This window comes from Saccharomonospora piscinae, from assembly GCF_005862235.1.
Lineage (GTDB): Bacteria > Actinomycetota > Actinomycetes > Mycobacteriales > Pseudonocardiaceae > Saccharomonospora > Saccharomonospora piscinae.
The window spans coordinates 109,003-121,695 of sequence record NZ_VCEK01000003.1; the positions used below are offsets into that span (position 1 = coordinate 109,003).

A 12,693-nucleotide genomic window follows, 5' to 3' on the forward strand; every position below is an offset into this window, starting at 1 on the left:
TCCTGGTCCGTGACTGAGCAGACCGCACCCTCCGGGCGTCCGAGCCGCCTGCGCCGAGCCGTCGGTTCGGTCGTGGCCGACCGCAGGCCGCTGCGCATTCCGGCGTTTCGCAGGCTGTGGGTGAGCTCGATCGTCACCGCGGTCGGCAGCCAGCTCACGGCCGTCGCCGTGCCGAAGCAGATCTTCGATCTCACCGGCTCGTCGGCCTACGTCGGGCTCACCGGCGTGTTCGGGTTCGTGCCGCTCGTGGTCTTCGGCCTGTGGGGCGGTGCCATCGCCGACACCGTGGACCGGCGTGTGCTGCTGCTCGTCAGCAATGTGGGCATCGCCGTGACGGCCCTGCTGCTGTGGGCGCAGGCCTTCGTGCAGCTCGGGTCCGTGTGGGTCGTGCTCGGTCTGCTCAGCGTCAACCAGGCGTTCTTCGCGATCAACATGCCCACCCGGCAGGCCGTCGTGGCGCGTGTCGTGCCACCACACCTGCTGTCCTCCGCCGCGGCGCTGACCAGCACGGTCATGACGTTCGGCGCCGTGTTCGGGCCGATGATGGCCGGGGCACTGCTGCCCTTCATCGGGCTGTCCACCCTGTACGTCGTGGACACCGTGGCGCTGGTCGCGGTGCTGTGGGCCGTGTGGGGACTGCCGTCGCTGCCACCGCTGTCGGGGCAGGTCCGCCGGGCGGGGTGGCGCGACGTGGTCGGCGGCTTCCGCTACCTGGCGACCCAGAAGGTGCTGCTCGCGTCGTTCGTCGTGGACATCGTCGCCATGGTGGCCGGAATGCCGAGGGCGCTGTTTCCCGAACTCGCCGAACGCACCTTCGGCGATCCGCCCGGCGGTGGGCTCGCGCTGGGCTGGCTGTACGCGGCGCTGCCGCTGGGCGCGTTGCTGATCGGTCTGCTGTCGGGCTGGGCGCATCGCGTGAGCCGGCACGGCGTGGCGGTCGTGGCCGCCATCGGCGTGTGGGGTGTCGCGATGGTGGGCTTCGGGCTGTCGTCGTCGCTGTGGGTCGCGGTCTGCTTCCTGGCGCTCGGCGGGGCAGCCGACATGGTGAGCGCGATCTTTCGCCAGGCGATCCTGCAGACGGCGGCCACCGACGAGATGCGCGGGCGGATGCAGGGCGCGTTCACCGTCGTGGTCGCGGGCGGGCCCCGCGTCGCGGACCTCACGCACGGCTGGGCCGCCGCGGCGGTGGGCACCACGGCGGCGACGTCGGGTGGTGGCGTGCTCGTGCTGGTGGGCCTGGTCGTGGCGGTGCTACTGCTGCCGGCGTTCTGGCGCTACCGAGCGCCGACGGAAACCGCGGACAAGACTACGTAACCTGCGGACACGGCTACGTAACCTGCGGACACGGCGTTGTGGCGCCGTGTCCGCAGCCTGGGTAGCCGTGTCCGCAGTTCGCGTAGTCCCCGGTGGGTATCGTTTCGGGCATGGCGAATCCGACGGGGGAACAGTTCGAGCTGACCAGGGGCGGCGCCCGCGCCGTGGTCACCGAGATCGGGGCGGGACTGCGCGCGTTCGAGATCAACCGGGTGCCCTACCTGGAGACCTTCGGCGAGGACTCCGCGCCTCCCAAGGCGGCGGGCCAGGTGCTGCTGCCGTGGCCCAACCGCACGCGGGACGCCCGCTGGACCCACGACGGCGAGCCGCAGGAGCTCAAGATCACCGAACCCGACCGGGGCAACGCCATCCACGGCCTCGTGCGGGACCGGGAGTGGGAACTGCTGGAACACGGCGAGTGGTTCATCCGGCTGGCCGTGGACGTCGGCGCCGACCCGGGCTGGCCGGTCCCGCTGCGCGCGGAGATCACCTACGAGCTGGCGCCGCGCGGGCTCACCGTCACGCACGAGGTCCGCAACGAGGGCGACGCGCCCGTGGGTTTCGGCCTCGGCACCCACCCGTACCTGCGCCTCGGTGACAGCCCCACCGACGAGCTGACCCTGACGCTGGCCGCGTCGCGGGTGCGCCCGCACGTCGCGGGGCAGTCGTGGCCGTTCGGGCCGGAGCAGGATGTCGCGGGAACGGAGTACGACCTGGGCGGCGGCCGTATCGTCGGCGGGCTCGACCTCGACACCGCGTTCGGCGGGCTGGTCCCCTACGACGACGGCAGGCACCACCACCTGCTCCACCATCACGACACCACGCTCGATGTGTGGACCGACCCGGACTTCGCGTGGGTGCAGGTGTTCACCCCCGCCGACTTCCCCGGCCGGGGGCGAGCGGTCGCGGTGGAGCCGATGACGTGCCCGCCCGACGCGCTGAACTCGGGCACGGACCTGATCGAGCTGGAACCCGGCACGTCCTGGCGTGGCTCGTGGGGAATCCTCGTCGATATTCGTTAGCCTCGCAAACTATGAAGACTGCGATCACCAACGGCTATGTGGTCCCCGTCGACGGCGACCCGATCGACGGCGGCACCGTGCTCATGGACGACGGCGTCATCGTCGCGGTCGGGTCCGCGAGCGACGTCGAACTCGACGGCGGCACCGAGGTCGTCGACGCCGCGGGGGCCTGGGTCCTGCCCGGCTTCCTCGACGCGCACGCGCACCTGGGCGTCCACGAGGACGGCGAGGGCTGGTCGGGCAACGACACCAACGAGATGACCGACCCCAACGGCGCCCGGTTCCGGGCCATCGACGGGATCGACCCGTTCGAGATCGGCTTCGACGACGCGCTCTCCGGTGGCGTCACCAGCGTGGTGATCAAGCCGGGTTCGGGCAACCCCATCGGCGGCCAGACCGTGGGCGTCAAGACCTGGGGCCGCACGGTCCTCGACATGCTCTTCGCCGAGGGCGTCAGCGTGAAGAGCGCGCTCGGTGAGAACCCCAAGCGCGTGTACGGCGAGAAGGACAAGACGCCGTCCACCCGGCTCGGGGTCGCCGCCGTGCTGCGGGAGGCGTTCACCGAGGCCCGCAACTACGCCGCCCGGCGCGACCACGCCCGCGCGGAGGGCAAGCCGTTCGACGTCGACCTCACGCTGGAGACGCTGAACCGGGTCCTCGACGGCGAGCTGTACTGGGACCAGCACACCCACCGCGCCGACGACATCGTGACGGCCGTGCGGCTGGCCGAGGAGTTCGGCTACAACCTCGTGGTCAACCACGGCACCGAGGGCCACCTGATCGCCGACTTCCTCGCCGAGCGCGACATCCCGGTGATCCTCGGTCCGCTGTTCACCAGTCGCGTCAAGGTCGAGGTCCGCCACCGGACCCTGCGTTCGGCCGGCATCCTCGCGCGGGCCGGCGTGCGGATCGCGATCACCACCGACCACCCGGTCGTGCCGATCAACTTCCTCGTCTACCAGGCCGCGCTGGCGGTGAAGGACGGGCTGGACCGCGACACCGCGCTGCGCGCGCTGACGGTCAACCCGGCCCGCATCCTCGGTCTCGATGACCGGGTGGGCGCGCTGCGGCCCGGTCTCGACGCCGACGTGGCGATCTGGTCGGGTGACCCGCTCGACGTCATGAACCGGGCCCTGCGCGTGTTCGTCCGGGGCCGCGAGGTGTACCACTTCGACGAGACCTCGGGCGAGGGCGTCGTCGCGGAGCGGCGCTTCCGCGAGTGACGCTCACGCCCCGCGCAGCTCCCGCGCGATGACCATGCGCTGGATCTGGTTGGTGCCCTCGAAGATCTGCGGGACCTTGGCCTCCCGCAGGTAGCGCTCGACGGGGAAGTCGCGGGTGTAGCCCGCGCCGCCGAGCACCTGCACGGCATCGGTGGTCACCTTCATGGCGGCGTCGGTGGCGACGAGTTTCGCCACCGACGACTGCCGCTGGAACGGCAGGCCCCGGTCGCGTCGGCGCGCGGCGTCGAGGTAGGTCGCGCGCGCCGAGTCGACGGCGGCGGCCATGTCGGCGAGCAGGAACTCCAGGCCCTGGAACTCGATGATCGGCTTGCCGAACTGGGTGCGCTGCCGGGCGTAGGCCACGGCCTCGTCGAGTGCCGCCTGCGCCAGGCCCACCGAGCACGCCGCGATGCCGAGGCGGCCGGAGGCGAGCGAGGACAGCGCGATCTTTAGGCCGTCTCCCTCGGCGCCAAGGAGCCGATCGGCGTCCACCCGGGCGTCCTCGAAGATCATCTGTGTGGTGGTGGAGCCGGTCAGGCCCATCTTCCGCTCCGGGGGCGCGGACGAGAGCCCGGCAGTCGCGCCGTCCACGAGCAGGCAGCTGATGCCCCGGCCGCCGTCGGGCGAGGTGCGCACCATCGTCGTGTAGTAGTCGGCCTCGCCGCCGTGGGTCGTCCACGCCTTGACCCCGGTGACCACGTAGGTGTCACCGTCGCGGCGCGCCCGCGTGGACAGGGCGGCGGCGTCCGAACCGGCGTGCGGCTCCGACAGGGCGTAGGCGCCGAGTTGCCCACCCTCCAGCATGCCGGGCAGCCAGCGGTCCCGCTGCTCGTCGGTGCCGTGGTGGGCCAGCGCGTAACACGACATCGTGTGGACCGACAGGCCGACGCCCACGGACATCCACGCCGCGGCGATCTCCTCCAGCACCTGGAGGTACACCTCGTAGGGCACGTCGCCGCCGCCCCAGCGCTCCGCGTACGGCAGGCCCAGCAGTCCCGCGGCCCCCAGGGTCCGGAACCGCTCGCGCGGAAAGATCGCCTTCTCCTCGTACTCGGCGGCCAGCGGCGCGAGTTCGTCGCGGGCGATCTCCCTGGTCAGGGCCAGCAGGTCCTCGGCCTCGGTGGTGGGGAGCAGGCGCTGCACGGTGGGCCTTGTGGGCATCGCGGGCATCGCGGGCATCATTGCCTCCGAAACGGTACTGAAAATAGTACTGACGTTCCTTTGAGAGTACTACACCGTAGGATGGCTCCCATGCGTCCGACCGGTCCCCGCACGCGCAGGCAGCAGGCGCTGCTCGCGGAGCTGGAGGAGCTGTTTCTCGCCGAGGGTTTCGTCTCGTTCACCCTCGACGACCTGGCGGCGAAGCTGCGCTGTTCCAAGACCACGCTCTACGCGCTGGCTCCGAGCAAGGAACAGCTCGCGACCACGGTGGTGGCGCACTACTTCAAGGGTGCGGCCGCACGGATCGAGGCACGGGTCGCCGGTATCGACGACGCGGTGAGCGCGGTGCGCACCTACCTCGCGGGTGTCTCGGGCGAGCTCGACCGGGCCTCGGCGGCGTTCCTGGCCGACGTGGCCGAGTTCGAGCCGGCCAGCGCCGTGTACGCGTTCAACTCCGAGGCCGCGGCGCGCCGGATCCGCCAGTTCATCGCCCACGGTGTCGCGCAGGGCGCGTTCCGCGACGCCCATGCCGACGCGATCGCCGAGATGGCGGGCATCCTCGTCGAGGCGATCCAGTCGGGTGCCGTCGGGGCGCGGGCCCGCACGAGCGACGCCGAGGCGTTCGAGGCGCTGGCGGAGCTGCTGCTGGGCGGACTCCGGCGCGACGCCTGACGAACGGCGGGCTCAACCGCTAGAGTCGGCAGCCGTGATCGTGTCCGGTGGTGAAGCGCTCGTCGACCTCGTGCCCGCGGGCCCCGACGGTGCCATGCTGGCACCCCGTCTCGGCGGTGGTCCGTACAATGTGGCCCTCACGGCCGCACGTCTCGGCGTGCCCTCGGCATTTCTCTCGCGGGTGTCGACCGACGGGTTCGGCGAAGCTCTCGTCCGCAGGCTCGAAGAGTCCGGTGTGGACACCTCGTTGGTGCAACGTGGACCCGAGCCGACGACGCTCGCGGTGGTGACGCTGGACGACGATTCCAGCGCCCGCTACAGCTTCTACACCGAGGGGACGGCCGACCGGCTCGTCGCCGATCCCGGCCCTCTTCCCGCCGCCACCACCGCACTCTCGGTGGGCACGCTCGGCATGGTGCTCGATCCCGGTGCCCGCTCCTACGAGGCGGTGCTGCGGCGAGAGCACCGGCGCGGAGTGCTGACGGCGCTCGACCCGAACATCCGCGCCGAGATGATCGCCGACCCGGATGCGTACCGGGCCAGGTTCGCGTCGTGGCTGCCGTCGGTGTCCGTGCTCAAGGTGTCGGAGGAGGACGCGGCGTGGCTCGCCGCCGACGGCGACGTCGAGCGGGCCGTGCGGTCGTGGCTCGACGCCGGACCGGCCGCAGTGGTCCTGACCAGAGGCGCGCGGGGCGTGTCTCTGGTCACGTCGTCGGGCGTGGACGTGACGGTGCCCACCGTGCCGGTCGACGTCGTGGACACGATCGGCGCGGGAGACACGGTCCAGGGGGCCGTGCTGGCGTGGCTGACGCGGCACCGGGTGGCCGACGTCGCCGCGCTGTCCGCGGCCGAATGTCGTGCCATGCTGGGATTCGCGGCGCACGCCGCGGCCGTCACCGTGTCGCGCAGCGGCGCTGAACCACCAACGGCGGACGAATTGCCGCAGGGCGTGTGAACCTGGTCGCACTCCGTTAGCTGTGGGTAACGCCACGGCTGCGTAACCGGCCTCTTCTGGACTAGCGTGGGAGAGCATTCATACCCCAGCGGGGCGGTGTGCGAAGAATGTGACACGCACGACCTGCGGTCACAGCCGGCCCGTGTGACCGTGAGAGGCATGTGCATGTCCGACGCGACTGCGGCGCAGACCGGGGGCGAGAAGGTCCAACTCCGCCTGCCGACTGGCGAGCACGAGTTGAACGTCGTTCGCGCCGTGGAGGGCGCGCCCGGTGTGGAGCTTGGAAAACTGCTCGCCCAGACCGGATACATCACCTACGACCCGGGTTTCGTCAACACGGGGTCGGCATCGTCCGCGATCACCTACATCGACGGTGACGCCGGAATTCTGCGGTACCGGGGTTACCCGATCGAGCAGCTCGCACAGCGCTCGAACTTCATCGAGGTCTCGTATCTGCTGATCTACGGCGAGCTGCCCACGCCGCAGCAGCTGGAGGACTTCACCTCGAAGATCAACAGGCACACGCTGTTGCACGAGGATCTCAAGCGGTTCTTCGACGGCTTCCCGCGCGACGCGCACCCGATGCCGGTGCTGTCGAGCGCGGTGTCGGCTCTGTCCACCTTCTACCAGGACTCGCTCGACCCGGCCGACCGGTCGAACGTCGAGCTGTCCACCATCCGCCTGCTGGCGAAGGTGCCGACGATCGCGGCCTATGCCTACAAGAAGTCGATCGGCCAGCCGTTCCTCTACCCGGACAACTCGCTGGGCCTCATCGAGAACTTCCTGCGGATGACTTTCGGGCTGCCCGCCGAGCCCTACGAGATCGACCCGGCGATGGCGAAGGCGCTCGATCTGCTGTTCATCCTGCATGCCGACCACGAGCAGAACTGCTCGACGTCGACCGTGCGACTCGTGGGTTCATCGGAGGCGAACCTGTTCGCCAGCATCTCCGCCGGCATCATGGCGCTGTTCGGCCCGCTGCACGGTGGTGCGAACAGCGCGGTGCTGGAGATGCTGGAGGGCATCAAGGCCGACGGTGGCGACGTCGACAAGTTCGTCAACCGGGTGAAGAACAAGGAGGCGGGTGTCCGCCTGATGGGCTTCGGGCACCGGGTCTACAAGAACTACGACCCGCGCGCGAAGATCATCAAGGAGACGGCCGACGAGATCCTCTCCAAGATCGCGGGCGGCGACCAGCTGCTCGACATCGCCAAGCGGCTGGAGGAGCGCGCGCTGTCCGACGACTACTTCGTCGAGCGCAAGCTGTACCCGAACGTCGACTTCTACACCGGCCTGATCTACCGCGCGATGGGCTTCCCGACGAAGTACTTCACCGTGCTGTTCGCGCTGGGCCGCCTGCCCGGCTGGATCGCGCACTGGCGGGAGATGATGCAGGACCCGGCCACCAAGATCGGCCGCCCGCGCCAGATCTACACCGGCGAGAAGCAGCGCGACTACAAGCCGCTGTCGGAGCGCTGAGCGCCTGCGGGCTGAGCGGAACACCCACGCACGCCGCTCAGCCCGGCAGGAACTCCTGGGCCTTGGTCTTGGCGCCCTGCACCAGCAGGTGCCAGGCGTTCGGGTCGCCCTTCGCCAGTGCCTGCGTCATCGACGTGAGCTGGTCGAGCGTGGCGTGCGGCGGAATCGGCGGCACCTCGGGGTCGCAGTGCACGTCGAGCACGGTGGGCCGGTCGGCGGCGAGCGCCGTGTCCCACGCCGTGCCGAGGTCGGCCGGGTCGTCGACCGTGATGCCGCCGAGCCCGATGAGCTTCGCGAACTCGGCGTAGGGGACCTCGGGCAGGCTCTGTGACTCCTCGAACTTGGGTGCCCCGCCCATCGCCCGCAGCTCCCAGGTGACCTGGTTGAGGTCGTGGTTGGTGAACACACACACCACGAGCCGCTGGTCCTGCCACAGGTGCCGGTAGCGGTTGACGGTGACGAGCTCGGCCATCCCGTTCATCTGCATCGCGCCGTCGCCCACCAGCGCCACGACGGGACGGTCGGGGTGCGCGAACTTGGCCCCGATCGCGTACGGCACCGCGGCCCCCATGGTGGCGAGCGTGCCCGACAGCGATCCGCGCATCCGGCCACGCATCCGGAGGTTGCGCGCGTACCAGTTGGTGGATGACCCGGAGTCGGCGGTGACGATCGCGTCGTCGGGAACGCGTTCGGACAGTTCGTGGACGACGCGCATCGGGTTCACCGGGTCGGCCGACAGCATGGCCTGGTCGCGCATTGTGGTCCACCACCGCGCCACGGTGTGCTCGACGGTCTCGCGCCAGCTCCGGTCGGCCTTGCGCTCCAGCAGGGGCAGCAGGGACCGCAGCGTGGCCTTCGCCTCGCCGACGAGGTTGACCTCGGTGGGGTAGCGCATGCCGAGCAACCCGCCGTCGAGGTCGATCTGCACGGCACGAGCCTGGCCGAACTCGGGCAGGAACTGCGAGTACGGCAGGTTCGACCCGACGATCAGCAGGGTGTCGCAGTCGCGCATCAGCTCGTAGCTGGGGCGGGTTCCGAGCAGCCCGATCGAGCCGGTGACGTACGGCAGGTCGTCGGGGAGCACGTCCTTGCCCAGCAGCGCCTTCGCGATGCCCGCGCCCGTGGCCTCGGCGACACCACGCAGCTCCTCACCCGCGTTGCGCGCGCCCTGGCCCGCGAGGATCGCCACCCGCTCGCCCGCGTTCAGCACCTCGGCGGCGCGTGCGAGCTCGTCCTCCGGTGGGATCACCACCGCTCTCGACGTCGCGGGCGGGCTCGACGGGACGTGCTTGAAGGCGTGCCCGGGCGGTGTGTACTCCTCCTCCTGGAGATCGGCCGGAATGATCAGTGCGGTGGGCGCCCTGCGCGACCACGCGGTGCGGAACGCGCGGTCGAGCGCGTTCGGCAGTTGCTCGGCGACGTTCACCTGGACCAGGTACTCCGACGCGACGTCCTTGAGCAGCGAGGGCAGGTCGATCTCCTGCTGGTAGCGGCCTCCAATCGCGCTGCGCGCGGTCTGCCCCACGATGGCGACGACGGGCACGTGGTCGAGCTTCGCGTCGTACAGACCGGTCAGCAGGTGGGTCGCGCCCGGACCCGAGGTCGCGAGGCACACGCCGACGTCGCCGCTGAACTTCGCGTAGCCGACGGCTTGGAAGGCCGCCATCTCCTCGTGCCGCGCCTGCACGAATCGCGGCTGATTGCCGGCTTTGCCGAACGACGCGACGATTCCGTTGATACCGTCACCCGGGTAGCCGAACACCTGCCGCGTTCCCCATTCGCGCAGTCGCCGGAGTACGTGGTCGCCGACCGTGTCGGTCATCGCTGGGCCTCCTCACACGGTGTCCGGCCTCCGGCTACCCGGGGGCGGCGGGTTCAATCCCGGAAGGAGGGTCGCGCGCCGTGACAGGGCCTGTACGGAGGGAGCCGTGATCCACTACGCTGACCGGCGGAGTTAAGGTAGGCCATTCATCCGGCAGGCTCGCGGGAGCCTCGACCGAACTCTGGAAGCACATGAACTCTTCGTCGAGTGTTCCGCGGGGACAGCGCGTTCTCGCCTGGGCGGGCGGGGCGCTCGCCGCGGCCTATGTCGTGACCGCGTCGGTCGTCCTGGCGATCGGGGTGACGGCCAGTCCCTTGTGGCTCATCCCCGGAGCCGTGGCGCTCGCCGCGCTCATCGCACTCGCCGCGCACTCCGTCGCACAGGCGCGCGTCGCCCGCGGTGCCGCCGAGGACCGTGCCGCGCTGGAGAGCGAACGCGCGTCCCTGGCCGCCGAGCACGTGGCGTTGCGGGAGGTCCACGACGCGTTCGTCGGGTACATGGAGAGCCTGACCTCCGATTCCCTGCTTCCCACTTTGCCCGAGACGCCGACCTGCCCCGAGGCCGCGCGGGAGTTCGAGCGGATGCACTCGCTCGTGGTCAACGCGCGCGACATCTACCTCGCGCAGCGCAGCGCCGTTCACTCCACCGTCGTGTCGCTGGCACGAAAGGTCCAGACCTCCGCGCACCGCATGCAGGAGGAGGCCGGGCTCATGGTGCACCGGCACCCGCACGATGCCGACGTGCTGGAGACGAGCATGCGCGTGGACCACGCCGCCGCCCAGCAGGCGCGGTACGCGCAGTCGCTGGCCGCGCTGTGCGGGGAACGGCCCGGACAGCAGTGGAACGAGCCGTTGCCGCTCTCCGAAGTCGTGCGCGGCGCGGCGGGCCGCATCACCGCCTACCAGCGGGTCGAGGCGTCCGGTGATCCCGCGATCGCCGTGACGGCCAGGGTGGTGGAGCCGCTCATCCACATTGTGGCGGAGCTGCTGGCGAACGCGGCGCAGTCCTCGCCGCCCACCACGAACGTCCTGGTGACCCTGCGCCATGTGCAGCGCGGCGCGGTCATCGAGATCGACGACTGCGGCGTCGGCATGGACGAACGCAGGCTGGAGCAGGCGCGGGTCGTCGCCTCCGGTGAGCAGGCCGTGGATTTGTTCGTGCTCGGTGAGGTCCCGCAGACCGGGTTGCCGTCGGTCGGCACCTACGCGCGGCGCTACGGTTTCCGGGTCGACCTCGGTGAGTCCGTCTACGGCGGGGTGCGGGCCATCGTCATGGTCCCGTCGGAGTTCACCGAGCCGCTGCCACCGGGACACGCCGCCATCAGCGGCCAGCTGGCGCTGACCCGCCAGCACAGCACCGCCGACAACCTCAAGCCCGTGCCACCGCCGGCTCCGCCCCCGCCGGAACCGGAGCCCGCCCGGGGACACCACGCCGAGGCCCCGTCGCCCGTGCCCGGTGGTGACGGCCTTCCCGACCTCCCGCGCCGTAGGTCCCGCCGGGGCGAGGCGGTGGTCGAGAACAGCAGTGAGATCACCATGGACCTTCCCGTCGTGCCCACGGACCCGAAGCAGGCCGCGGAGCAGGCGGGCGAATGGATGAGTGCCTTCCTCAGTTCGGACGGCGACGCCACCACGCGGATCGCCGCCACGCCGAACCCGCCTTCCGACCGCCGCGACATTCCGGAGGAGTAATGGTGCCCCAGGCCGGTGACAACAGTTGGATGCTGGAGCAGATCAGGAGCGTGCGCGGAGTGCGGCACGCGATCGTGCTCACCTCCGACGGCCTGCTGCGTGTGAAAACGGAGCAGACCGATCCGGACGTTGCCGACAAGCTGGCCGCCGCGTGTGCCGGCCTGACCTCGCTCGGCAGGGGAGTCGGCGACGAGTTCGGCGAGGGCGGCGAGCCCAAACAGGTCATGGTGGAGTTCGACGGCGGGTTCCTGTTCGTCCGGGGCGCCGGTGACGGCTCGCGGCTCGCCGTCGTGACCGACCAGGTGATCGACCCGGGCCTCATCGCGCAGCAGATGCAGCTTCAGGTGCTGCAGATCGGCGAGCGGACCCTCAGCACGCCGACCCGCTCGCGGTGACTCATGGGCCACCCCGACTACCGTGACCGGCCGGTGCGCCCGTACGTGATAACGGGCGGGCGGGCCCATCCCACGCGCAACACGCTGCGCCCCGAGACGCTGCTGGTCGCCAACCCCGAAGCGGCGTTGCCGGTGTCGGCGGGCCGGGAGAAACGCTCTCTCGTCGACCTCTGCCGCGGCCTGCTGTCGGTGGCGGAGGCCGCCGCGCATCTCGGCCTGCCGGTGAGCGTCGTGGTGGTGCTCGCGTCGGACCTGATCGACACGGGGCATCTCGTGGTGCGGTCCGCGCCGCAACGACTCGTCATGCCCGATCTCGATCTGCTGGAGAAAGTGCTGAATGGGCTCCGAAAGCTCTGAGCGTTACGTCGCCCCGACCGTCATCCAGTCGGTCAAGATCCTGGTGGTCGGCGCGTTCGGCGTCGGCAAGACCACGCTGATCGGGTCGGTCAGCGAGATCGAGCCGCTGCGCACCGAGGAGAGCATGACCGCGGCCAGTGTCGGGGTGGACTCGCTCGGCGGGCTCGACGAGAAGAACACCACGACGGTGGCGATGGACTTCGGCCGGATCACGATCGCCTCCGACACGGTGCTGTACCTGTTCGGCACGCCGGGGCAGAAGCGGTTCTGGAACCTGTGGGAGGGCCTGGCCGACGGCGCGGTCGGAGCGCTCGTGCTGGTGGACACGCGCCGCATCGAGGACAGCTTCGAGGTGTTCGACCAGCTCGAACTGCACACGAAGGTGCCGTTCGCGGTGGCGGTGAACGAGTTCCCCGACTCTCCCCGGTACGAGCCGGAGAAGCTGCGGGAGGCCCTCGACCTGCTGCCGGACACGCCGATCGTCTACTGCGACGCGCGGGATCGGAAGTCGTCGGCCCAGACGATGATGCGGCTGGTCGAGTACGCCATCGCGATGCGAGCGGAGGCCGGGGCGGCGCGGGCATGACGGCGGCCACGCCGCT

General features: G+C 70.5%; 12 protein-coding genes. 10 read left to right on the top strand and 2 right to left on the bottom strand.

The genetic code is table 11. The features are described from left to right. Positions 1-9: 9 nt before the first annotated feature. The 3 genes from FFT09_RS11735 to FFT09_RS11745 all read left to right on the top strand — a co-directional run bounded on the left by FFT09_RS11735 (position 10) and on the right by FFT09_RS11745 (position 3,559). On the top strand, positions 10-1,314 hold the full coding sequence (locus tag FFT09_RS11735; protein ID WP_138382691.1) for an MFS transporter: 1,305 nt from the start codon (positions 10-12) through the stop codon (positions 1,312-1,314). Positions 1,315-1,424: 110 nt separating this feature from the next. Continuing rightward, a complete protein-coding gene (locus tag FFT09_RS11740) occupies positions 1,425-2,336 on the top strand; it encodes an aldose 1-epimerase family protein (RefSeq protein ID WP_138382693.1) in 912 nt (303 codons plus the stop codon). An 11-nt stretch (positions 2,337-2,347) separates the two neighbouring features. Continuing rightward, on the top strand, positions 2,348-3,559 hold the full coding sequence (locus FFT09_RS11745; RefSeq protein WP_081191707.1) for an amidohydrolase: 1,212 nt from the start codon (positions 2,348-2,350) through the stop codon (positions 3,557-3,559). 3 nt (positions 3,560-3,562) lie between these two features. Here FFT09_RS11745 and FFT09_RS11750 read toward each other — a convergent pair whose 3' ends face one another. Continuing rightward, the gene (locus tag FFT09_RS11750) at positions 3,563-4,720 is read right to left on the bottom strand and encodes an acyl-CoA dehydrogenase family protein (protein WP_081192363.1); all 1,158 of its coding nucleotides are present in this window, start codon (positions 4,718-4,720) and stop codon (positions 3,563-3,565) included. A gap of 90 nt (positions 4,721-4,810) precedes the next feature. Between FFT09_RS11750 and FFT09_RS11755 the strand changes: the two genes are divergently transcribed. The 3 genes from FFT09_RS11755 to FFT09_RS11765 all read left to right on the top strand — a co-directional run bounded on the left by FFT09_RS11755 (position 4,811) and on the right by FFT09_RS11765 (position 7,826). Beyond that, complete coding sequence (locus FFT09_RS11755) at positions 4,811-5,392, top strand: TetR/AcrR family transcriptional regulator (protein WP_138382695.1); 582 nt, start codon at positions 4,811-4,813, stop codon at positions 5,390-5,392. A gap of 34 nt (positions 5,393-5,426) precedes the next feature. Further along, on the top strand, positions 5,427-6,347 hold the full coding sequence (locus FFT09_RS11760) for a carbohydrate kinase family protein (protein WP_024875190.1): 921 nt from the start codon (positions 5,427-5,429) through the stop codon (positions 6,345-6,347). A 165-nt stretch (positions 6,348-6,512) separates the two neighbouring features. Then, positions 6,513-7,826 (top strand): citrate synthase, encoded by a 1,314-nt coding sequence (locus FFT09_RS11765; RefSeq protein WP_051473313.1) that lies wholly within the window; start codon positions 6,513-6,515, stop codon positions 7,824-7,826. Between the two features lie 37 nt (positions 7,827-7,863). On the opposite strand, the gene FFT09_RS11770 is transcribed toward FFT09_RS11765, so the two are convergent. Beyond that, on the bottom strand, positions 7,864-9,648 hold the full coding sequence (locus FFT09_RS11770; protein ID WP_138382697.1) for a thiamine pyrophosphate-requiring protein: 1,785 nt from the start codon (positions 9,646-9,648) through the stop codon (positions 7,864-7,866). 191 nt (positions 9,649-9,839) lie between these two features. Between FFT09_RS11770 and FFT09_RS11775 the strand changes: the two genes are divergently transcribed. From FFT09_RS11775 to FFT09_RS11790, 4 genes are read left to right on the top strand one after another with little or no spacing between them, the layout of a single operon-like run. Then, positions 9,840-11,339: an ATP-binding protein gene (locus FFT09_RS11775; protein ID WP_081191704.1), complete on the top strand. Its 1,500-nt coding sequence runs from the start codon at positions 9,840-9,842 to the stop codon at positions 11,337-11,339. Beyond that, a complete protein-coding gene (locus FFT09_RS11780) occupies positions 11,339-11,734 on the top strand; it encodes a roadblock/LC7 domain-containing protein (protein WP_024875186.1) in 396 nt (131 codons plus the stop codon). The genes FFT09_RS11775 and FFT09_RS11780 overlap by 1 nt, the downstream gene beginning before the upstream one ends. A 3-nt stretch (positions 11,735-11,737) precedes the next feature. After that, positions 11,738-12,091, top strand: a complete 354-nt coding sequence (locus FFT09_RS11785; RefSeq protein WP_081191703.1) for a DUF742 domain-containing protein — start codon at positions 11,738-11,740, stop codon at positions 12,089-12,091. Beyond that, the gene (locus tag FFT09_RS11790) at positions 12,072-12,677 is read left to right on the top strand and encodes a GTP-binding protein (RefSeq protein ID WP_081191702.1); all 606 of its coding nucleotides are present in this window, start codon (positions 12,072-12,074) and stop codon (positions 12,675-12,677) included. Before FFT09_RS11785 ends, FFT09_RS11790 begins: the two co-directional genes overlap by 20 nt. The last annotated feature ends 16 nt before the right edge of the window (positions 12,678-12,693 follow it).